We start from the raw sequence: 19,610 nt of genomic DNA, 5'->3' as shown, positions 1-19,610 counted from the left end.
TCTCCCAGTGATCAGTGCGGACTTTCTTCTTTCTGTCGAGAAAATCCCTGTCAGCGGCTGCGCCGCTGTTTCACCGGAGTAGTAGACAAGTGTCACGGTTCAATGAAAAAGACCCGGTTCACCCCATGAATCTGGGGTGAACCGGGTCTTGGTCGATGCGGCGTGTTCGGTTACTCAGAGAGTCGACTCAGACCGAGAACCGCTTCGGCAGCCAAGATTGCGTCCTCCTGGCGTTTGATCCAACCAGAGTGATCTCCGGCGTCGATTTTGATCGGGTATAGCAGCGGCACCTCGTACGGAATCGTTCCGACGCCGGTGGAAACCCACAGGTGGAATATGCCGCCGGTCTTCCATCCGCCGTCCGAGACCAGAGTTGCGGCGACATTGTGGGTGACGTTGAGCCACTGAATCGCCCCGACACCGCCATCGTTGTAGTCGTAGATCGGGCTGACGCGGTTTTCGGGGCCTCGGGCGCTGTGGAGCTGCTCCTCCGGAGTCGCTGCGACAGGGAACCCGTCGAGCCAGTAGCCGGCGATGTAACCAACCTCGCTGTCCAGCCGCGACCAACCATCCGCATAAACCGTCATTCTGTTCCCTTCGTTTTGTGTTCTGTTGACGTACACGGCTTTACACATGCAGCCGCGGCCGTTCGGTTATTCGAAAAGCTCCACTTCGACGGGCAAAGACACAGTGCCCGTGAAGTTTTGCTGGTCGTCGATATGGATGAGGTAGGGCGTCGGATCTGGGAGTAGGTCGGTGCCTGGGGTCACCTGGGCGCGGGCGAATAGCATCCCGTCGTCGGGAATGCCGGCGAACCGTTCAGCTGCACGCTCACGAACGGCGACACAGGTCGTGTCCTCGCAGTAGTGGTGGCAGGCGAGGTAGTCCAAGCCGACCAGAGTCCAGAGCTGGGTTCCGTACACGGCGATCAGATAGCGATCAGTGGTTCCGTCTACCGGATACAAAACTGTCGGGGAGAGGAAAGCAAAGGTATTGGAGGGATTTCTCTTCCCGGACCGGTCGCAGCCGGGAACGAAAGCATCACCCTCCACGATGAGGTGGCCGATGCGCTGAAGGACTGATTCGGGGATGGTGACGCTAACCATGTGGGGCGCTCCTATGTCTCAGGCTTGTCGAGGATGCTCAGTGTGAAAGTTCGTCACCGGGAGGTCAGTTCGTTCACGATATCGTTCACGGTTCCGGTCTTCGGTGGTTGAGCAGACGGCGTCGACTCGACGGACCGAGGTCGATGCCGAGTGTGTCCTACTCACACACTCGGCTTCAGGGGGCTCAAAAGGGAACTTCGACGGCCGCTTCGGCTAAGTCGATCGAGTTCACAGCGAGTGCGGCCGTGGCCGTCGAGCCGGCAAGTTCGCGTGCATGGAGATGTCGAAGAGACCAGTGGCTGGTGATCATCTGCGCTGTCCGCTCGTCGGACCAGAACAGCCGGAACGGAGTGCGTTCGCCACCGTCTGGACTCCACACGATCAGAGTCGGAATTCCCGCGCGCAGAGCGGCATCCACACAACCCCAGGTTCCTCGTGACCGGCCTTGTTCCTGAGCTTGAGCCTTGGATGTGGTGGGCATGGCCAGCAGCAGCTTGGGTCCGAGCGCGATCATCGCCGAATTCCGGCGATGCCCGGCCATTGCGCACTTGGTCCTCTCTCGGTGACGAGGTGGGCACAGGTTCACGCTCTGTTCGGCGTCGTCGGGCGTAAAGGTCGGCATGTCGAAGACGTGGGTATTCCACTGCGCTGGGTGGCACACCGTCTCCCAGCCTGGGGCCGCGTCGCCAGCGGCCTGCCACACCGCGGTGTCAGCTCCGTCTGCGCCGCCGTGATCGAGGAGGAGCGGCGCCGGATCGACCACAGCGTCGGTGGTCAGCAGGATCCGGGCTGCGGTGAGCGCCAAAGTGCCCGCCCGTGATTGGGCAGCGCTGCCGGCGTGTCTACAACCCGAGGTGAGGACACGTGTGCGTCCGACGTGTTCGGGCGGGATCGAATAGATCCGGTATTCAGGCATGACGAGCTCGCTTTCGCAGAAGTCAGGTGTCGCGGTGGCCGATCATTCGCCTCCGTTCAGTCGAGAAACCCTCTGTCAGCGGCTGTGCCGCTAGGTCACTGCAAGCCGACGAAATCATCGTCGAGCACAAAACGACCCACCTCCGCGGAAACGGAGATGGGTCGGGTCGTGCTCGACGATGAAGCCAAGCTCAGTGTTGACGCACTCGAGTCAGAAGTGACGTTCGAGCGCGGCAAGCGCGGCCGCGTCCATCGCCCCGGTCAAGTGCGTGTCGTCGAGGCCCACCGGAATGAGTTTTCCGACACCGATATGCCCTGACTGTTCGCGGAGGTGGGCGATGTGCGCGACAGTTCGACCTGGTCCAACCGAGATGAACACGAGCGTGGGGTTGGCCGGGAGCTCGCTCTGGTCGCTGTCCTCGGAGGGGTCCGGCAGTACGCGTTGAACACCGCCATGGAGCGCGGTGAGATACGGGTAATGTTCGGCCGCTGCCACTGCACTGACATGCTCCGACAGAGCGCGAGGATCGCCGATATGCGCCGGCATTGCCGATTCTTCGAGGACCACACCATCTTTGGAACCGAACAGTATCGAGGTGGCTCCGAAAATGGACACGCCCGCGACAGGGGTGTTGGCTGCGCGGTCGCAGACGGTTTCGTGCACGGTATCGATCATGTGTTTGAAAGCCATGTCGACAGGGACCGCGTGTTCGGCCGGCGGAATACGCGCGTCGAGGGACTCCGACCAGAACTGGAGTACTCGATCCCGAGCGAGACGATGCGAGTCGTGGAACCGATCACTTAACGTCGGAGGTGCAAGGGTTTCCGCCTGCAGATGAGGAGATGTCAACGGATTCGACAGATGGATGGACCATCCTTGGCGCCCGGAGGGAATGATGATTCCGGCCGGTTGGCCGAGCAGATCGAGGACGATTTCGCTCCCGACCTCCGCGTCGTTGAGATCACTCGGATCCAGCGGTGAGAATTCCTCGAATCCCAGCTCGTCATCACGGTGGTAGCGGGTGATCCGCACACGTTCAACTCGGTCCGTCCGGGCTTTCTGGGCCGCGATCTGCGCATCACGAGGGTTGGTTGTGTCGAGAACTTCTATGGCGGTCCCCGATCGGTGTGAGGTGACGACGTAGCGGTTTCTGCGTACCTTCGCGAACATGAGGCCAGTGTAGGTACTGGGGTCGAATGCCTTACGGACAGAGCGGATCGGGCTCACCACGTGAGGTAATTGGTCGAGGAGATGTGGAAACCGTGTGCGGCTGATGGTTCGAGCACGCAGGTTAGGCCAGTTTCTCGCGACCCACAGGTGACAGATGTGTCGTCCTCGAAAGACAGCAGGATCGTCATCTTCGTGCCGTACTCGAATGGTGCCGATCCGGAAGCGTAGTCCGGTCCCACACCGCTTGTTCCTTGGCGCGCACAGTGTTGCGGCGCCTGGTTGTACGAGCCATTACCCCAGCCGATCAAATCCGAGTCAGCGACACTGTCGTTGCGATTGAGTGCGCACCAGTCGTCGCTGCGCCATTGCGGCGGATTGGCGATATAGCAGGTGCCCTGCGCCGGAACGAATTTGCAGCCGATAGTGCGGTCGAGTGCGCTGAAATGAGTACCGAACGCATTTCCGGTGTAAGGAACAGAAGAGATCTCGGTGAGATCCGACATATCTGCGAGTTGGACGGGGTCGAGAGGCACAAGGGTTGGCGTCACCGAAGCCGGCGCGGTACTGGATATAACTGTGGTCGTGCTGGATCCAGCAACGCTCGACACCGAACTCGATGGCAAGCTGGCGATGGACCTAGACGACTGGGTGTCAGCGGAATCGGATGAGCACGCGGTGAGAAAGCCTGCGAATGCCGTCACAGCGACTGCCGCGACCAAATACCTGTGCGCGTTGTTTCGGAGCATGGTGGGTTCCCCCCTATTTTTCGTTCGCATGAATTTTCGTCACGGTCTCCTGGCAGAGACCGTGACGTTGAGCCTTGTTACAGCGTGCAATCCATCAATTCGGAGAGGCGGGCAGGCATAGTGCCAACCTTCTCGACCTTCCCGTCATTCCAGGTGAAGGTGTAGTTGGCCCGACCGGTCATACCGGCATTGCTGTCACCAGGTTCGGGATAGCGGTACGTCACGGCAACTGTGTCGTCGCTGGCGGATTCGACGGCTGAGATGGTGGCGTAACACGTCGAGGCAGGTCCGACGAATTCACCGTGGTGAAAGAGGAGAATGGCAACGGGGCTGGAATTGGTGGCCCTGTCTATGGTGGTCGTCGCGAAACTCAGTGCCGCGCAGGGGTTCAACGATGATGTATCGGCGTTCTTCTGCCACGACCAGGTGCTCGGAGCTGCGAGGGTGCCGACTGCGGAAGCCACAGCGTCTGTCATGTCCGCGTTCGTATCGCACACCTCGGGCGCAGCGGTGGCGGCCGGGGTTGCCGGCGCCGAGGATGCGGGGAACGCTGGGGGCGTGGTGACACTTGCGATCGTTGATGTTTGCGATGGTGGGGCGGAGGCGTCGCCGTCGGAACTGCACGCCGCGATACTCGAGACGAGGACGGCAGCAACGCTGAATGTTAGGGCGCAGCGGCGCAGATACTGATTTGCCGTCGGGCTCTCGGATCGGTCCGGACTGTGGTGGTTGGTAGTCATGGTTGGCATTCCCTTCGTTTAGTTGAGCGCGGCTTGGCCGCAAGTTCACTGTCGTGCGTCTCAATGTCAGTGGTGAACCAGAATGACGATGAGATCCAAGACGATGTGTGCGGAGATGACGGGCAGGATCCTGCGGGTGAAAAGGAACGTGAGCATCACGATCGATCCCCAGGTGAATGCCCATGCGAGCGCCCCTGGCCCGTAATAGATATGAGGTAACGCTCGCGCGATCCCCGACCCGATGACGAGTGCGACGATTGGCCATTTGTTACCAGTAGGACGATCTACCTGTGTGCGGTACAAAACGAGCGCAGCTGGGATAGCGACGAACCCGATCTCCTCGAAGATTCCGGCGCGAATGCACTGAATGACGGCGACAGGGAGATTGTCGATCGCGATGTTCTGATTTGCGTCGATCCCCCCGACAACGGAGGCGACCAGGCCTGCCAGCAAAGATCCTATGAAGAAGATCAGAAAAGCGTAGGCGGTGGCGAAACGTCTACGACTGACCAGAGGCGATTTCGACCACTTCCCGTGAGCCCAACGCTGATACGGAATTCCTACTTGGGTCCAGGTGAGATTGCGCCAGGTTCGTACGCTGACAAGCAGGAGCACTGCGAGAAGTGAACTGACGATCAGCCGGGCCGCTGTTGTCAGGGCAGCCCACGGAGTGGACGTGTCATCGGGTTCGACTGTTGATTCGACGAGGTCGCCGATTGCAGTAACTGTCGGCACGAGGAAGAGGATCACCCACACGACAAAGACACACGCAACCGTCGTGCGCCACGATAGTTCGGTACGCGGGCGTAAAAGCGGCTGTTCTGCGCGTCTGCTCCGGGGCGTTCCACCGAGGGCCTTGATCCGCTGCCGAGTTTCCCAATCCTGGGGATGCTTTTGCTCAAGCCAGCGCAGAACAGCCTCGCGCCCGACAAGTGACACGGTGCGCCGCTCACGACTGCGTTCGCCGACCCAGAAGGCAGCAACAGAGAAGGCGATCGCCGTCATGCAAAAGTATGGAACCGACTGATACTGCCGAAAGACATCAACCAGCGAGAGCGTTGCCTGGGTTGGCGCGATCAGGATGACGCGGACGGCCACAGTCACCATGGCGGCGATCGCAAGAAGCACGAATGCGATCGCGAGTGGGCTGCGGGGGTGGAGCGATACAACGGCACGGGCGAGCAGCACCTGGGAATGATCATGTCCGTCTGCGCCCGCCTCCACGAGGCGAGTTGGGTCGATCCTGATTCTGCGGTCTCTCTTGATGCCGTCCAAGAGAACTGCCTGGGCCGGGTATCCCTTCGGGATTTCGGCTACCTCGACGCGTGGTCGATGCCGTTGGCCGTCCGCGCGAGCGAATTCTTCGATGCGTTGCACATAGTCGCTCACTGCGTGCAGCTCGTCGACGTTTTGATTGTTGGTGTTCATCGCCCCTGTTTTCTGGCCAGCGTCGCTGGCTGGTTTGTTGTGCGATGCCGGCAAGTCCGGTGAGGACATCGCGTGAATGGTGATGCGTCCCTTGTTGTTCACCCCGACCAACGCACCATGATTCCGACCCGCCCTTGTCGATCCGTCGCAGGAGACGAAATCACAGTACCGGTGGCACGCGTTTATGAGCAGCAATCAAGAGCGCGTTCGATGCGGTCGTGGACGGAGAGAATTCGAGCCCTGGACCATCTGAGAATTGATCGAGATTTCTCTGGCAGCGGCTGTGCCGCTGATCCAGCGAAGTCACCGAAACATGCTGCGATTCAAAGAAAAAAGAACCCGATTCATCTCCATGGAGCGGAGACGAATCGGGTCTTGTTCGGGTCTGGGAACCACCCCCGAGGCAGCAGGGGAGGGGTTAGTTCCTTGTTCTCGGCTGTGACCGCCGGAGTTTGTAGGCTCGCGTGAAGCTGTAGACGGACGCTGCGAGAGCGAGTATTCCGGCGCCGATCATGCTTCGGGTGCCGAAGGTGAAATCCAGGGCTGCGACGGCAAGCGCTATGACTCCGAGGATGCTGTGCCGGATCACTCCAGGCTTGGTTTCGTCGTCCGGCTTGTTCGAGTCGTTCACAACGGACCGACTTGGTTGGCCGAAGGGTGCTCGAGTGTTGTTCGGGCTCCGTGTCCGGCGATGGGAGGAATTGACGAGCTCCGGAATCGGGTCATGGCGGGTTCACTTTCGTACGGGACGGATTTGTCGTCGAGAGCGCGTTCTGCCGCGCAGCCAGTGTTTGATCAAGCCGAGAAACATGCCGGTCACGAATTCGTCGGCAAGGGTTCGGCGGGGTCGAGTCATCGACTCTCCTTCACAGATGATTCGGGATCGGACTTTCAGATACCGGAGATCGTGGAGAAGGCGCTCGCGGCGAGGTATCCCACGACCGCTGCGGCCAGAAGGAGCACTGCCAGGCACGCCACCAACACTTGGCGCTCGCGTGTCTTGCCTCGGATCTCCTGGACTCGTTGCACCAGTGCTTCTTCGCCCCCGGAGGCCTCGGCGCCGCGGGCGCTGGTTCGGGTGAGGACGAGTTTCTCGACTGCCGCGTCGCGGCGGGCCTGCAGCAGCAGACTGACGAGGACCCACACACCCAGCACGAACATCACGATCAGCGCGAATATCAGTATCACTGCAGTCCGATTCATCATCAAGAAGCCCATTTGGTCGGTTTTCACCCGAAAGCCTAGCCCGTGCGTTCGATGCGATCGTGAACCGCGAGAACTGGAATCCAATAACCCAGGAGCTGTTCGACGAGTTCAGCGAATCGACTGTCGCCGGCAGTAGCGAAGTTGCCGCCGTACATCGACCACTGAGTAGGACGAACGAAAGTGTTCGCGTCGGCATCCCAGTTCACCGGCACGAGGGCAACGTGGTGTTTGTCGTTGAAGGCCCGGCGGCGCACTTCGATTGCCACTGCCGGTCTATCCGGGGCGGCGGGAAAGACTCGGCTGCGTTCGTCGAGCGGCTCGACTGTGCGAGCCGTACTCTTAGTGCTGTCTAGAACACCGACGAGGACGAGTTTCGTTGCCCGCGCAGTTATTCCGTCAAGCGTGTAGTCGTTGCCCTCTGCGTTGCGAAGCACGGAGAGTATGAGACCTCGATCGATGTTCTTCATGGCGTGGACTCCTTTGTGAGCCGAGGAGGCTGGGGACAGCAAGAACCCCCTGCCGCGGGCGCTGCAGGGGGAGAAGGGGATCGTGCGGCCAAGTTGGATCAACGTCGGCCGCATGGCGCTGGAAGTGGGCGTTAAACCACAGAACCGGACACCCGCGTAGGGATGTCCGGTTCTGTGGGTGCTGCTTCAGCGGGTCAGGAAAACGGTGTGTACTCGCCCTGAGCGAGGGGGGCCTGAGACCACGGATCCTCCGACGCCTGCTGGGCCGGAGCCTGTTCCACCGGAGCCTGCTGAGTAGGAGCCTGGTCGGCGGGCGCGCCGGCTTCACTTTCGTTGCGCTGACGTCGCGCGGCAGTCTCCGCCTTGGTCTCCTCGAGGGTGACACCCTTGATCTCGTTGGTGGGCTCGTAGACCGTCTTGCCACCGCGCTTGAAGACCTGCGTGTAGGGCTCGTAGAAGACGGCGATCTTCGAGCCACGCACGACGTAGGCGTACGGACCTTCGCCGCTGCCCTCGGGAACGTATGCGGTCAGCTCGACGAAACGAGCCTGGGGCTCGGCGTTGCCGCTGCGCACGAACTCTTCCGAGTAGGCGAGGGTGAGCTTGACGGTCTTCGAGCCGTTCGAGTTCTCGAAGAAGATCGGGTCGCGGGTCAGACGGCCGGTGACCTTGGCGAAGTTGTTGGCGTTGATCTGGGTCATGATTTCTCCTGATTTCGTGCCAGGCTGCCCTGGGTTGATTCGGCTGGTCGACCCCGACGACAGGTGTGTCTGTGGGGTTCATGCTGTTCTCCGGCGAAGGCTCTGCCTCTCGCGGTTTGTTGCTTGCGCCTTTCGGTGCGCTGTGTTCTCGCGCACTGTCCGGTCGAAGTCTTCTTGCCGGCAGCTGTGCTGCTGGATTCTTTGCACTAGTGCTCTGGAGCTGCTGACGACAAACTTCAACTGATACTGTTTCTGTATTCTCGCCGCACGTTTCCACGGAACGTCACACCAGTTGAACTGCAACGATTCGTACGGCACGGGCAGATTGTGACGAACTGGAGTTTCTCTGATGAATAAATCGACACGCATCCTTGTGGCGATGGTGACAACGTCTGTCGCGATGGCGGGAACCGCTGGATGCTCCCTGGTACAGACGGCAGGTATCGACTACTCCTCACCCGCGACGGACCAGGCGACAGCCCCGGCCGGCGCCCCCGAGATCGTTTCGATGACGGTGACGAAAACGTGGCCTATGACCGGCGCCGGCCGAGTGACCGGCATGGACACACTCCCTGACGGTCACCTTCTGGCGATTGCGGCACCCGATGTGACAAGCGGGGCACCAGGAGAACTCATCTCGGTGAATACAGCGGCAGCCACGGATGTCGACCCCTCGAGCACTCTCTATCCGATCCCCTTCGGATCGGAATACGCGGCAGCGCACGAAGCATCAATTCAGGTCGCCCACGGGTGGTCGGTGGCGGTGGGCCCGACAGGATCTACCGCGGTCAGCGCAGGAAACCGGTTCGGCGTAGTCAAGGACCTGGGACGCTCTCCTGACGAGCCTGGCAACTACTTCGGTGTGGTTACCGACCAGCCCGGTTCCCTGATCACCCCGGTCAGCGGAGCGTGCTGGTTTCCGGGCACTGGTGACGATGCAGCAGGAACGATGACCGCTGACGGGTCGAACACACTCGAACGCCGGGTAGCGGCGGCGACCGGCCCCGGCGACGGACGCCCCTCACGAGTTCTGATGCAAGCCGGACCGCAACTGGGCGTACGGCCAGGTCAACAAGCAATCGCGGAACAGGCAGGGCCTGGAGCTCCACCGTCACTGGCTCCGGCGAAAGATCTTGTCGTCGGAGGGCTCGCTGACCTGGTGTGCCTGGACGATCAGCAGGTCGAACAACTGCACACGGCAGGTGTCACAGACGGGCTCCGGTCAGGACGCGGAGCGTCGGTGGTTGCGGTCGTCGATCGGACTCTCGCCGACGGGTGGTACACCGGCGGCACGGAGGTTGTTCAGAACGCCGCCGGAAACGCGCAGCCGACGGGAACACACAGCACCGGAGCGCTTGTGGGCGCAGCCACACCATCCGGACCGAACCGCCTCGACGCGGTAGCGATCGACCTCGGGTCCGGTGTCGCGGTCGCCGGATTCCAGCTTCGCGGTGAGGGCGTTGCCGACAACGCACAAATCACCAGCCTGACACTGGACAAGAACGACGCGGGGAAGGGCTGGGTCACCGTGGCAGGTCAGGACAAGTTGTACGAGTTTGTTATTGGTGTGAGATAGTGATTTTGAAACTGACGGATGATACTTCGTATCGGACAGAAGCAGGCACACCCACTGCACTGTTCACTATTTCCGACACGCAAAGGTCGTCTCGGAAATAAATACGGAAAGATGAAGCAATGACCGCACCGAACGACCCCCGCCAGCCGACCCCACAGGCACCACTCCCCAAGTCAGGATGGTGGGCGAGCATTCCTCGGGCGGTCGTCATTGCCGGTGCGATGGCCACAGCAATGCTGATAGTGCTGGTCACAATCGTGATTGTCGTACTTGCCGGCGACAGTGATGCAGACAATGGCAGTGACGCCACTACTGGGGCGAATGCAAGTTCCACGGAAAATGCCCCGAGTTTCACCCCGGAGATCTACAGCGCGGAATTCTCGGTGTGGCGCGACAAGAAAACCAACGAGATCGTGACTCCGCCGCAGCGCATCAAAATCACGGACAGTCTCGATCTGACCGAGACCGTCAAGTCGATCGGCTACGGGCCGGCCGAGCAAAGTATGCCGAAAATCGCGAAGACGGCAGCCACGGATTCGAGCTTCCCAGGCAACCAACAAGCCCGTCTGTTCGCTTCAGCCGACGGCACCCTGCGCCTGTGGTGGTCATGCGCGACTATGCGCGACAAGCCGGAAGGCGCTGACTGCAAGAACCGATACGACGTCGTCGTCGATATTTCAGGATCGGCGCCACGGGTCGCCAGCGCGCTGGCAGACGGCCCCGGACTTGGTGCGGAAGCGAACGGTGCATTGACTGTGGAAAGCGAGAAGATGGCGATCGTCGATTCCGCGCAGCTTCCTGCCTCGGTACTTGGCACAGACAAGGGCACGGGCGCGACCACAGTGATGGTCTTGAGTGCCGCGCAGCCGCGCGAGGGTTCGGCCAAGGTCTATTTCATCGTTCCGGATTCACTCAAACTCTATGTCGGTGAACTCGAAAGCAACCGCTAGCGGCGCAAACCTTCGCATGGGGGCGAGGTCAGTTTGTGAGAAGGAAGAGTTCGGAGGGGGAGAATGAGTCTCGAATATGGGCACCCGACACTGCTTCGTCAGCTGAATCCAACGCGCAATTCAAGCGGCGCTGCGATCTCGGATGTTCGCAGAACAGGTGATGTGGGCTCGCTGTTGCAGTTTCTACTGGCGACCCAACCTGTTGGTGCCGTACAGGTTGTCGGTGGCTGCAGGGCGGTGCGGCGACAGGTCCGGTCCCACCCTCTACCGCAGAGCCGTACCGGTGACGCGGCCTGGGCACAGTCGATCGCGACATTCATGGAGAAGCCGCAGCGAACCAGGTCTGGCCTGAAAGTGTCACCGAGGGGTCCGAAAACGTCGGTGCAGTCGTGGTCAGCTGTAGTCAATGTCAACGCGGCTGCTCTCGCTGGAGTGGACGGTGACGTGTCTGTGATACCGACGACCGTGATGAGTCGAATCGGCATAGCCTCCGACGAAGGTGCGTGGCGATGGATCGCAGTGTCGTTCCCGGTCGTCGGCAGGTTTGTTCGACGTGTCCAGTTGGCGGCAACACCCTTGGACACCGATGATCCGACATGGAGCCTGCTCGACGACGCGACGTGGGCGCCCAGGACAGCTGCAGCGGTCGTGGCGGATGCTCAGCGCGGATTCCTGCTCTGATGGTGGTTGTGCCCCGGTGTCCGGTGATCGGAACCGAGGGTCAGACGACGCAGAACTCCTGCGCGCCGCGGCGAATTCGACTGACTTTCAACCGAGAGGGTGTGAGTACCGCGTGGTGGGACGGGTGACGGAGGAGAATGTCTTCCAGGTTCGGCTCAACGAGTTGTTCGCCAAATCAGGGCACCGATTGACGAATCGCGCGGCGGTCAAAGGCATCGCTGCCCATGGCTGCCGAATCTCAACCCCGTACCTGTCGCAACTTCGAACAGGTATGCGAGACAGTCCATCTGACGAGGTGGTCGCATCGATCGGGAAGTACTTCGGCGTGCCTCCCGGATACTTCTTCACCATCCCGTGGGACGGTGATCGTGAAACTGTGCACGCCGAAGACGAGAAGATCGTTGCCAGACTGGATGATTCAGAGCTACAGCGCCTACTGTCCACCGCCAACGGCCTCTCGTCCGAATCGTTGGATTTGCTTGCCGATTTGGCCACGAAGCTGAGAGTTGCAGAATCACGGCACGCCATCCCCGCGGATTCCGTTGGGTATGTCCGCCTGGCCGAAGCCCAGTGGCGAAACAATCAGGGTCATCCTGTCGCAAAGCCGCGTGGACGAGCCGAAACACGTAAGCCGGTGAGGTAACGGAGCTGTAACGGAAGACTGTCGCGCGTCAAAGGGGAATGAGCCCGACCAGCCATTTCATCGAAATTGTTTAGCATTCAACGGATTTCCCATAGTGAGCTGCATCTCAAACCAACCGAATAGATTGCTCATTGTTTGCGACATGGCGTTGACTGTGACGGAAGAACCAGACAAACGTGGCCCGGCGGATACTCACATCGGGGCGGGCCCTGATGAAGGAGAAGCTGAATGACGCGCCTACGCAAGATGATTACCGCATCCGCCTTGATTCCCGCCGGCATTGCAGCCATCGCGCTCAGCGGCGCGGGCGCAGCATCAGCTATCGCCCCGATCAACGACAACGGGCGCATCGGGGTTCAGCTGAACCAGGGTGAGACCGCATTGTTCGGACAGATCAACGCCGGCAATGCGATCGAATCTGTCACCACGCGGAGTCAGATCGGTGTGCGCGTCGCCCCGGGATCGATTTACGCAGGCACTGACGGTATCCGAGGACACCTCGACCAGTTCGCCGACGAAGCCGCAGCGCGAGGCGGAGAAATCTCGCTCGGCGTGCTCAATCCGCCGCGGGGTTCACAGCAGTTCTTCTTCATCCAGAACTGGTAGTACCCGCCCCGTCGAAAAATGCTTCGTTCGTCGCCTGCTGTGCGGAGGACGAAGCATTTTTCGTTGGCTGGCCAATCCCACAGACGTGTACCGGATGTGAGCGTCCCCAAGTGGCCGGTGGACTCGACATTGAAGGAGGTCCAGAGCCCATGACCACGTTCTTCGCGGCGGCCGCTGGCGCCGCCGCTGTGATAGCAATGATCGTCTCGACGCCGCCGCTGATGCACCGTCGCCACGCCGGATCGATCTACTGGTCGTCATGGGTAGCGGCGATCGTCTTCCTGTGGCTCGCTGATACGCAGCAGCCGATCCTTGCCTACCTGGTGTGGGGCGGTTTCCTCGCGGTGTGGATGGCGTGGCGGTGGACTCCTTTCCTGACGAAGAAGCATCCCAACGGATTCGACTACGTCGACATGCTGTGGCTGACACGAATCATCGACCGGAATAAGCGGCCCGTGAACCGCTACGACAAACCGGGCTACACACCCGGCCACCATCAGGCTCGAGGCACGCACCCCGACGAATGAGCCAGCTCGCCCACAAGTACTCAAATCCCCTGCACTGCAGAACATTAAGAGATCCACGACATGCCCTGAGGTGAACGAATGAGCTTGACCGGAAAACAGATAGCGATCATCGTGACCTCGACTGCCCTCGGACTTGTCGTGGTGCTGGTGATCGGGATCAATGTTGCGGCGTCCTTCGCGAGACGGGTGCTGCCGTCCTATGCCGCGGTCTCCGAAACCAGCCAGCGATTGACCGATACGGACACGCAATTCCCGGAGGTCGACTGCACGCCAGTCGAATGGCGCGGTGACATCACTCGTCAGAAGCGGTACGCGGAGGGCCTGATGAGCTGTCTGGACGAGATGTGGAGTCCGGTCGTGGACAAGGAACTTGACGGCGGCAACTTGGTGACCCCTCACGTGGACATGCGTTTCTACGGCGACGATGCACCTATTCTTTGCGGCGAAGGCGCCGAGGAGTACGGCGTCAGTTTCTACTGCTCCCGCAACCGCACCATTCGAATCTGGACGTACGACGGTTTCAGCGAGCTCGACCTCGTCAGAGTTGCCACCCACGAATACGGCCATCATCTTCAGGAGGCGATGGGGCTCCATTCACAGCTGTCGTTGCTGTCCAGACTGGAAGAGGACCCATGGGAGGTGATGTTGTGGACCAAGCGCCTCGAGGCCCAGGCGGAGTGCCTGTCCGGCTTCAGCGCGAACCACATCCTGCCGTACCACGCCGAAGAGTCCGTCATGGAAGACGACATCGACATCCCTGGCGAAGATCCCGAAGACACCCATCCAAGTCAGGCCAACAACAGAATGTGGTTCAACCGAGGGATGCAGGAAGGGCTCAGCTCCTGCGACACGTGGAACGCACCGGAGTCAGAGATTCGATGAATCTCCGGCGCTGGGAAATCAAAAGCGACGCGAGAACGCCGGTGAGTGCCGGTACGGACAGCACAACTACCCGGGAGCTGAGATGACGAGGAATCCTCTTCGTGAGGCGGAAGAGAACGCCCCCCACGGTGTGGGATCGTTGACCGATACCGAGGTCTCCGCGTTCAGCGCGACCGTCGACTACATGCGCTCCGTCATTCCTGCCGCGTTCGCGTTGGAGTGGAACGATCCGGTGTTTTCCGGCGACGGATACGTCGTGACGGAACTTCCGCGCAGTAGCGGTGGTTACTTCGTCGGGTATCGCGGGGTGCGAAAGACCGAGAACGGGTACGCCGTCATGTCCGGTGATGAGCGGCGCTACGAAGGCGCGTCGGTGACCTTCAGTCGGTTCCAGGACGCGGTGAAAGGTTATGCGGCAGAGGTGATCGGATCGTGTCGGATGCACCGCAGTGGCCGCTACCTGGGGTATGTGGCGTGGATGTGGAATGGCACGACCGGACCTGGTGTGGTTGCCCAACCGCTGAATCGGTCGAATACCGAATTTCGCTATTCCCTCGAAGATGATCCGAGTATCTGGCTCGAAGGCGGAACGACGGCAGCGACACTTTCACACGGGCTGGGCATGTCGATGTCGGCGTTCATTGCCGCCGTCATCGCCCACCCCAAGGTGACCGGCAAGGACGCCACAGCCTGGCCGAAGCCGGTGCAACCCTGATCTGTGGGCGGCCGCGCGGCAGTACCTACTGGCGAACCTACGACTACCAGAGCGTCGTCTGGGTGGGCAGGAGATCGACGTTTCCGCGGGGTGATCGCCGCTGCGTTCTACGACCAGTCGCACGCGCGATGTCGTCCGCTGGGATTCCCGCTTGTCGCGCCATCTCGATGTCGTGAGTCGGATCGATGCGGGCTGCGGTGGCGATTGCGATTTTGACCAGGAGATGTCGCCGGAGTCGCTCGCGTCCATCTGCGGACTCTCGTGCACTCCACTGGTCTTTCCATTCGGCGCTGCCGGCGGCCGGCGCGGACTCGACGCGATTGGCGAGGCGTTCGAGCAGCACGTCGAGCGACTCCAGCAGAGCGTCACAAGCCTCTGCTACAGCCTCATCCCTGATGCCGTCAACCCGCATGTCCGCAGCGTATCGAATACAGGACGCACTCGCTGGGAGGTGAACTGCGGATCGCTACTGCGTTTCGTCGATCCCAACGTCATGTACGCGGCCGCTCAGAGATAGAAACTTCCAGCCGATGTGGGCTCAGATCGGATGGTGCCCAGCGGATTCCCTCGGGTGCCTGATGGCGGCGGCAAGTTAAAGACAAATGGTCGGCCACAGCAGATGCTGTGACCGACCATTGCCATATCGATCCGACCCTGAACATCGGGTGACGTTGAGATTTGTGCGTCCATCAACCCTCACGCACCTTCAGTGCGCCAGCAGATCAGGTGCTTCGGCTCGACCGCATCGGTTGCACTACAGGAGCAACGAGAAAATCGGGATCGCCGGGTTCGAGAGCATTTGCCGCGTTGTACTGTTCGGCGGCCGCCTCGGGCGTCATGCTCCGAGCGCCAGGGCTCAATATGCGGGCGGCGATCAGTCGTTCGGTCCACGAACTGATCGTGCTGAAGTCGGCCATGGTGGTCCTCTCTCGATGGGGGATATCGAGTACTCCCCGCCAGCGGCTACGCCGTGTGGCCACGTTGAAAAATGGGATCCTGCGACGCTCCAACAGGAGGAATCCATCAGAAATGAGTTAGTAGCATTTGTTTTTCCAGACGGACGTACTTGGCGGGTTTTGTGCAGGTGAAATACTGTAATGTATGACGTCACATAGGGGCAGTAGACAAACTACTGGCAGATAGACGAGAAGGGTGGATTGTTCACACGTGGCAACCGAAAACAAGGACAAGGCGTCCGTGGCCCGCCCCACGATCAGGATGAACATCGAAACCTACGAGCGGGCGAAGTTCTGGGCAGCGCGTGACGCGGAGGCAGCCGGCACAACGCCGAACTTCAACGATTTCGTCTCCACCGCGGTAGAAAACGAAATCGCTCGCCGTTCCGGCCTCGAGATCGACGCCGACAACATCTTGGTAGGCCGTATCAACCAGCTGGCCGATGCTGTGAAGTCGATCGAAACTCAAGTCCAAGCCACGAACTCGATGGTGGGATCAACATTCGCAACGCTGATCGAACTCGCTCGTGGGGACAACATTCTCACTGACGACGACGAGGACGGCGAACTAGGTCAGGCACCGCTGTGACAGACGAGCAGACCCCTACCGAACGCAAAGCCGATGTTGTGGTCACCTTCGGATCGATTCCAGGCGCCAGCGATTCCCCAGTCGCGGCCACCGACCGCGCAGCAGAGGATTCCCCTTCTGCCAGCAGCGATTACGAGCGCGTGCGCGGACTTCTCATCGAACCCGGCCGCCAGGTCGGAGCCGACCCACGCAGCGAGAAGATGGCCGAGGAGATGGAGTCATTCGACCAAAGATGGCAACAGCGGCCAGTCTCCCCTTTGGTGCGAGCTGGCAAAAAGATGGCAGACACCGACGGGAACACAGGATTGAACAGGTTGTTAGGACTGTCGATCCCCCCGACGAGCGCAACAGACCCCGAACCTGCCCTCCCCGAGGAGGATTCGAAGCCCGACCCTGCTGCGACAGAGACCATGCACGGTATTGACGAGGTCGAGATTCCCGAAACTGAGTTCGCCGGCGACGAGACAGTGATGTCAGTGGTTGGCGAGGAAGACGCCGCGGTGATTTCGGATCAGATATCCGAGGATCCCGGACTAGAACAGGACGAGGACCAGATGACCATCACACCAACGACCCGCATGGTTGCAGCACAGGACGCATACGCGGCGTTGAGCCCGCTGGAAGCGGAGATCTTTCGCAGCCAAGCCGGGCTGATCGACTCGACGCAGGCCCGCGCAGAGTCGATGCGCGCGCAGGAATTGGCGCTCAACGCGGTCAGCAGTTACGAACAAGAAACATCCGAACTGCGAGAGCAGTTAGCTTCGATACGCGCAGAATCAGACCAATCGAAAGAGGTGGCCGCCACTCGCGTCGCTGAGCTGACCGTGCAGGTCACAACGCTCGAAGGTCGACTCGAGCTCGCAACCGCGGAACTGGCGGCCGCCCGTCGCGGCGAGAGTGACGACGACTCCGAAGGCGGCGCCGCGTGCGAGCTGACCATGGATCACGACGATGCGGGTTCAGAGACCGGCGATATCGAGATGCCCTCCGAGACCCCCGAAGCTGGTGAACAACTCGAGGAGATTGCCGATTCGGACATCGCGAACGAATTCGAACTCGCTGAGATCACCGAAGAGGCATCGGAGGATCCCCGAGTTGAATCGGAGGATCACGGCAGCACCGACTTGGCACTACAACTGGAGCGCCTCCGGCAGGGCGCTACCTCGCCGGCACCCCAGCAGAACTTCGGCGAATAGGGAGACGGTGACCGCGATGACGGAATCAACTCGGAGGGGGATATTCGATGAGTGAGACATCCGGCCTACAGGACCGCGAGCAACTGCTCGACCGAGCTGGGAAGCTGTGGGATCTGTTCGTCAGCAACGACAGTCGAGATGTGTTCGCTGCAGGATTCACCGGTTGGGGCACACCACAGAACAATGAGGTCTGGGAAACGGTCTCGGGATCTCGGGTTAATCGGTTGATGCGTCTGTTCAAGGGCGTGCAGACGGAGCAACTTGAAGTCGCCATCGAGGCGTACCTGACTGGAATCGACGAGCTCTACTCTCTGCGGGAACAGGTCAGAGACCTCGACAATGCCCGGACCGAAGACTCACCCGAGACCGGCACCGCGACCCACGCAAGTTCGGTGGCCGCAGAGCTGAGCCAGCGGAGTCAGGAACGGCTGTCAGGGGCTGCCCCTGGCCTGCTGGTGAGCAAGTATGCGGGCAAGAAAGCCACCTTCAGTCCTAAGGTCATCGAGGTAGGTACGGAAGCAGGTGCTTGCATTGGCGTCAGCGCAGCGCGTGCGCGGGCATTGAGCGACCTCGCGGGCTCGGTGAAGAAGGTCGATCGGGTGGACGAAGCTCTGTTGGAGTTGCTACGAGAGCGAGTCAGTGTGTCGTTGCGCGCGGCCGGGATCGAACCTTCGGGCATGGGAACCGAGTCCGGGACGGTTTCGCGCCCCGCCGTAGTTACCGCGGCCTTGGCGATGGTCGTACGAGCAGCTGGAGTGACCGGTGTACGCCTCAACGAGGAGGGGGAGCTGTTGGTCGAACTACTCTCTGACACCGGCGACCTCGCGCGAACGGCGAGCATCGACGCACGCCTGGCCCTCCTCGGCGACCAACTTGATCGAATGGAGGCAACGGGCCGATCCATTCACAGCAAGACGGTGCTCATCGAAAAACAAGGATTCCTGACGAATCTGATCACGAACTTCTCACTAGCCGAGCGGTTGCGTGTCGTCCGCCCCAGTACGGACCGCCCCGAGAACGAGGTCGATGTGGCAGAGCCGAAGGCGCTGCGCTTGCTTGCCAACATGGAGGGGCAAGCCCGACGAGAGCTGGCCCGCCGTGTTGATACACAGGGCCGTCCGGGTCCTGACAGGACCGGCAGAGGGACGTCCACCTGACTCGATGCGAGAATATCTTGAGTTATTCAGCGAACATGTACACCGCAGTCTTTATAACACTGTCTGTGCAGGTCTACCGTGTATAGTCACAACTGAAATTGTTAGTTCATCGGGTCGGGCGGTTATTGGTTGAGGATTCTCGACGCACCGTGTGACCTTCGTTCCGGACCTGGGTGCCGGGGGAGAGAACAGGAGCTGTGCATGTCCACGGACGAAGGCGCAGAAGGCCAAAAGGTTGATATCAAAACGCTGCTGAACGGCATCTTGAAGAACGCCAAGGAACTCGAGCAGAACCTCGATAAGGAGAGGGAAGCTCGACGCAAACTCGAAGACGACGCAACTGAGACGTTGGTTCAGTACGGCAAGGCCATCGACGGCATTCAGCGAGGATTGTTCGCGATGCTGAGTATGCATATCGACATCGTCGGACCGCGCCGCAACTCCGAGGATCCCGACGTTGCGGCGGAGGCGAAGGAGCACGCGAACATGGCGATGAGCGCGCAGGCGTGGGTTGCTCCGACGCTGTTCGAGAACCTGTACGGCATCGACGCGGATACCGGTGAAACACTGCCCGGCCGAGAGGCCGGAGTGGCAGTCGCTCCAGCCTGAGCACGACAGTTTGCGAAGAATCCGGAACGGCTGATAGCCTCGG

At 60.6% G+C, this 19,610-nt stretch carries 26 protein-coding genes; 12 read left to right on the top strand and 14 right to left on the bottom strand.

Annotated elements, in window-relative coordinates:
• Positions 1 to 170: 170 nt before the first annotated feature.
• From ABIE52_RS33140 to ABIE52_RS33085, 12 genes are all read right to left on the bottom strand, one after another.
• Positions 171 to 587 carry a hypothetical protein gene (locus ABIE52_RS33140; RefSeq protein WP_192713260.1) on the bottom strand — a complete coding sequence of 139 codons (417 nt, stop codon included), beginning with the start codon at positions 585 to 587 and terminating at the stop codon, positions 171 to 173.
• Between the two features lie 66 nt (positions 588 to 653).
• On the bottom strand, positions 654 to 1,106 hold the full coding sequence (locus ABIE52_RS33135) for a hypothetical protein (RefSeq protein WP_192713261.1): 453 nt from the start codon (positions 1,104 to 1,106) through the stop codon (positions 654 to 656).
• Positions 1,107 to 1,290: 184 nt separating this feature from the next.
• Positions 1,291 to 2,022, bottom strand: a complete 732-nt coding sequence (locus tag ABIE52_RS33130; RefSeq protein WP_192713262.1) for a hypothetical protein — start codon at positions 2,020 to 2,022, stop codon at positions 1,291 to 1,293.
• 210 nt (positions 2,023 to 2,232) lie between these two features.
• On the bottom strand, positions 2,233 to 3,192 hold the full coding sequence (locus tag ABIE52_RS33125; protein WP_192713263.1) for a hypothetical protein: 960 nt from the start codon (positions 3,190 to 3,192) through the stop codon (positions 2,233 to 2,235).
• A 53-nt stretch (positions 3,193 to 3,245) separates the two neighbouring features.
• The gene (locus ABIE52_RS33120; protein ID WP_192713264.1) at positions 3,246 to 3,740 is read right to left on the bottom strand and encodes a hypothetical protein; all 495 of its coding nucleotides are present in this window, start codon (positions 3,738 to 3,740) and stop codon (positions 3,246 to 3,248) included.
• Positions 3,741 to 4,015: 275 nt separating this feature from the next.
• Positions 4,016 to 4,678: an LppP/LprE family lipoprotein gene (locus ABIE52_RS33115; RefSeq protein ID WP_192713265.1), complete on the bottom strand. Its 663-nt coding sequence runs from the start codon at positions 4,676 to 4,678 to the stop codon at positions 4,016 to 4,018.
• Positions 4,679 to 4,744: 66 nt separating this feature from the next.
• A complete protein-coding gene (locus ABIE52_RS33110; RefSeq protein WP_192713266.1) occupies positions 4,745 to 6,106 on the bottom strand; it encodes a CPBP family intramembrane glutamic endopeptidase in 1,362 nt (453 codons plus the stop codon).
• Between the two features lie 418 nt (positions 6,107 to 6,524).
• Positions 6,525 to 6,737, bottom strand: a complete 213-nt coding sequence (locus tag ABIE52_RS33105; RefSeq protein ID WP_192713267.1) for a hypothetical protein — start codon at positions 6,735 to 6,737, stop codon at positions 6,525 to 6,527.
• Between the two features lie 102 nt (positions 6,738 to 6,839).
• The gene (locus ABIE52_RS33100) at positions 6,840 to 6,962 is read right to left on the bottom strand and encodes a hypothetical protein (protein WP_354541595.1); all 123 of its coding nucleotides are present in this window, start codon (positions 6,960 to 6,962) and stop codon (positions 6,840 to 6,842) included.
• A 35-nt stretch (positions 6,963 to 6,997) separates the two neighbouring features.
• Positions 6,998 to 7,339 carry a hypothetical protein gene (locus ABIE52_RS33095; RefSeq protein WP_192713268.1) on the bottom strand — a complete coding sequence of 114 codons (342 nt, stop codon included), beginning with the start codon at positions 7,337 to 7,339 and terminating at the stop codon, positions 6,998 to 7,000.
• An 8-nt stretch (positions 7,340 to 7,347) separates the two neighbouring features.
• Positions 7,348 to 7,779: a DUF8317 domain-containing protein gene (locus ABIE52_RS33090; RefSeq protein WP_192713269.1), complete on the bottom strand. Its 432-nt coding sequence runs from the start codon at positions 7,777 to 7,779 to the stop codon at positions 7,348 to 7,350.
• Between the two features lie 194 nt (positions 7,780 to 7,973).
• On the bottom strand, positions 7,974 to 8,480 hold the full coding sequence (locus ABIE52_RS33085; protein WP_192713270.1) for a single stranded DNA-binding domain-containing protein: 507 nt from the start codon (positions 8,478 to 8,480) through the stop codon (positions 7,974 to 7,976).
• Between the two features lie 349 nt (positions 8,481 to 8,829).
• Here ABIE52_RS33085 and ABIE52_RS33080 point away from each other — a divergent pair, with 349 nt between their 5' ends.
• From ABIE52_RS33080 to ABIE52_RS33045, 8 genes are all read left to right on the top strand, one after another.
• Positions 8,830 to 10,056, top strand: a complete 1,227-nt coding sequence (locus ABIE52_RS33080) for a hypothetical protein (protein WP_192713271.1) — start codon at positions 8,830 to 8,832, stop codon at positions 10,054 to 10,056.
• A gap of 119 nt (positions 10,057 to 10,175) precedes the next feature.
• Positions 10,176 to 11,006: a hypothetical protein gene (locus ABIE52_RS33075; protein WP_192713272.1), complete on the top strand. Its 831-nt coding sequence runs from the start codon at positions 10,176 to 10,178 to the stop codon at positions 11,004 to 11,006.
• Positions 11,007 to 11,450: 444 nt separating this feature from the next.
• Positions 11,451 to 11,687 carry a hypothetical protein gene (locus ABIE52_RS33070; protein WP_354541594.1) on the top strand — a complete coding sequence of 79 codons (237 nt, stop codon included), beginning with the start codon at positions 11,451 to 11,453 and terminating at the stop codon, positions 11,685 to 11,687.
• Positions 11,688 to 11,811: 124 nt separating this feature from the next.
• Entirely contained in the window at positions 11,812 to 12,330 is a 519-nt protein-coding gene (locus ABIE52_RS33065) for a transcriptional regulator (RefSeq protein WP_192713274.1), read from the top strand.
• Between the two features lie 228 nt (positions 12,331 to 12,558).
• Positions 12,559 to 12,936, top strand: a complete 378-nt coding sequence (locus ABIE52_RS33060) for a hypothetical protein (RefSeq protein ID WP_192713275.1) — start codon at positions 12,559 to 12,561, stop codon at positions 12,934 to 12,936.
• Positions 12,937 to 13,085: 149 nt separating this feature from the next.
• Positions 13,086 to 13,463, top strand: a complete 378-nt coding sequence (locus ABIE52_RS33055; RefSeq protein ID WP_192713276.1) for a hypothetical protein — start codon at positions 13,086 to 13,088, stop codon at positions 13,461 to 13,463.
• Between the two features lie 78 nt (positions 13,464 to 13,541).
• The gene (locus ABIE52_RS33050) at positions 13,542 to 14,345 is read left to right on the top strand and encodes a neutral zinc metallopeptidase (protein ID WP_192713277.1); all 804 of its coding nucleotides are present in this window, start codon (positions 13,542 to 13,544) and stop codon (positions 14,343 to 14,345) included.
• A gap of 82 nt (positions 14,346 to 14,427) precedes the next feature.
• Positions 14,428 to 15,060 (top strand): hypothetical protein, encoded by a 633-nt coding sequence (locus tag ABIE52_RS33045; protein WP_192713278.1) that lies wholly within the window; start codon positions 14,428 to 14,430, stop codon positions 15,058 to 15,060.
• 43 nt (positions 15,061 to 15,103) lie between these two features.
• Here ABIE52_RS33045 and ABIE52_RS33040 read toward each other — a convergent pair whose 3' ends face one another.
• A complete protein-coding gene (locus tag ABIE52_RS33040; protein ID WP_192713279.1) occupies positions 15,104 to 15,472 on the bottom strand; it encodes a hypothetical protein in 369 nt (122 codons plus the stop codon).
• 310 nt (positions 15,473 to 15,782) lie between these two features.
• Positions 15,783 to 15,977 (bottom strand): hypothetical protein, encoded by a 195-nt coding sequence (locus ABIE52_RS33035; protein WP_192713280.1) that lies wholly within the window; start codon positions 15,975 to 15,977, stop codon positions 15,783 to 15,785.
• Between the two features lie 250 nt (positions 15,978 to 16,227).
• Here ABIE52_RS33035 and ABIE52_RS33030 point away from each other — a divergent pair, with 250 nt between their 5' ends.
• From ABIE52_RS33030 to ABIE52_RS33015, 4 genes are all read left to right on the top strand, one after another.
• The gene (locus ABIE52_RS33030; protein WP_192713281.1) at positions 16,228 to 16,605 is read left to right on the top strand and encodes a hypothetical protein; all 378 of its coding nucleotides are present in this window, start codon (positions 16,228 to 16,230) and stop codon (positions 16,603 to 16,605) included.
• Complete coding sequence (locus tag ABIE52_RS33025) at positions 16,602 to 17,801, top strand: hypothetical protein (RefSeq protein WP_192713282.1); 1,200 nt, start codon at positions 16,602 to 16,604, stop codon at positions 17,799 to 17,801. Before ABIE52_RS33030 ends, ABIE52_RS33025 begins: the two co-directional genes overlap by 4 nt.
• Before the next feature lie 47 nt (positions 17,802 to 17,848).
• A complete protein-coding gene (locus tag ABIE52_RS33020; protein WP_192713283.1) occupies positions 17,849 to 18,958 on the top strand; it encodes a hypothetical protein in 1,110 nt (369 codons plus the stop codon).
• Between the two features lie 201 nt (positions 18,959 to 19,159).
• Positions 19,160 to 19,567 carry a hypothetical protein gene (locus ABIE52_RS33015; protein ID WP_192713284.1) on the top strand — a complete coding sequence of 136 codons (408 nt, stop codon included), beginning with the start codon at positions 19,160 to 19,162 and terminating at the stop codon, positions 19,565 to 19,567.
• The last annotated feature ends 43 nt before the right edge of the window (positions 19,568 to 19,610 follow it).

The sequence above is a fragment of the Rhodococcus sp. OAS809 genome (genome assembly GCF_040546695.1).
Classification (GTDB): Bacteria; Actinomycetota; Actinomycetes; order Mycobacteriales; family Mycobacteriaceae; genus Rhodococcus_F; species Rhodococcus_F qingshengii.
This window is presented reverse-complemented; position numbering and strand designations above follow the sequence as displayed.

Bases quoted from the DNA above. Each gene is read 5' to 3' on its own strand.
- ABIE52_RS33130 (WP_192713262.1), bottom strand. From the start codon at position 2,022: ATGCCTGAATACCGGATCTATTCGATCCCGCCCGAACACGTCGGACGC.
- ABIE52_RS33110 (WP_192713266.1), bottom strand. From the start codon at position 6,106: ATGAACACCAACAATCAAAACGTCGACGAGCTGCACGCAGTGAGCGAC.
- ABIE52_RS33015 (WP_192713284.1), top strand. From the start codon at position 19,160: ATGTCCACGGACGAAGGCGCAGAAGGCCAAAAGGTTGATATCAAAACG.
- ABIE52_RS33115 (WP_192713265.1), bottom strand. From the start codon at position 4,678: ATGACTACCAACCACCACAGTCCGGACCGATCCGAGAGCCCGACGGCA.
- ABIE52_RS33020 (WP_192713283.1), top strand. From the start codon at position 17,849: ATGAGTGAGACATCCGGCCTACAGGACCGCGAGCAACTGCTCGACCGA.
- ABIE52_RS33090 (WP_192713269.1), bottom strand. From the start codon at position 7,779: ATGAAGAACATCGATCGAGGTCTCATACTCTCCGTGCTTCGCAACGCA.
- ABIE52_RS33080 (WP_192713271.1), top strand. From the start codon at position 8,830: ATGAATAAATCGACACGCATCCTTGTGGCGATGGTGACAACGTCTGTC.
- ABIE52_RS33060 (WP_192713275.1), top strand. From the start codon at position 12,559: ATGACGCGCCTACGCAAGATGATTACCGCATCCGCCTTGATTCCCGCC.
- ABIE52_RS33135 (WP_192713261.1), bottom strand. From the start codon at position 1,106: ATGGTTAGCGTCACCATCCCCGAATCAGTCCTTCAGCGCATCGGCCAC.
- ABIE52_RS33140 (WP_192713260.1), bottom strand. From the start codon at position 587: ATGACGGTTTATGCGGATGGTTGGTCGCGGCTGGACAGCGAGGTTGGT.
- ABIE52_RS33075 (WP_192713272.1), top strand. From the start codon at position 10,176: ATGACCGCACCGAACGACCCCCGCCAGCCGACCCCACAGGCACCACTC.
- ABIE52_RS33050 (WP_192713277.1), top strand. From the start codon at position 13,542: ATGAGCTTGACCGGAAAACAGATAGCGATCATCGTGACCTCGACTGCC.
- ABIE52_RS33035 (WP_192713280.1), bottom strand. From the start codon at position 15,977: ATGGCCGACTTCAGCACGATCAGTTCGTGGACCGAACGACTGATCGCC.
- ABIE52_RS33085 (WP_192713270.1), bottom strand. From the start codon at position 8,480: ATGACCCAGATCAACGCCAACAACTTCGCCAAGGTCACCGGCCGTCTG.
- ABIE52_RS33125 (WP_192713263.1), bottom strand. From the start codon at position 3,192: ATGTTCGCGAAGGTACGCAGAAACCGCTACGTCGTCACCTCACACCGA.
- ABIE52_RS33045 (WP_192713278.1), top strand. From the start codon at position 14,428: ATGACGAGGAATCCTCTTCGTGAGGCGGAAGAGAACGCCCCCCACGGT.
- ABIE52_RS33100 (WP_354541595.1), bottom strand. From the start codon at position 6,962: ATGACTCGACCCCGCCGAACCCTTGCCGACGAATTCGTGACCGGCATG.
- ABIE52_RS33040 (WP_192713279.1), bottom strand. From the start codon at position 15,472: ATGCGGGTTGACGGCATCAGGGATGAGGCTGTAGCAGAGGCTTGTGAC.
- ABIE52_RS33055 (WP_192713276.1), top strand. From the start codon at position 13,086: ATGACCACGTTCTTCGCGGCGGCCGCTGGCGCCGCCGCTGTGATAGCA.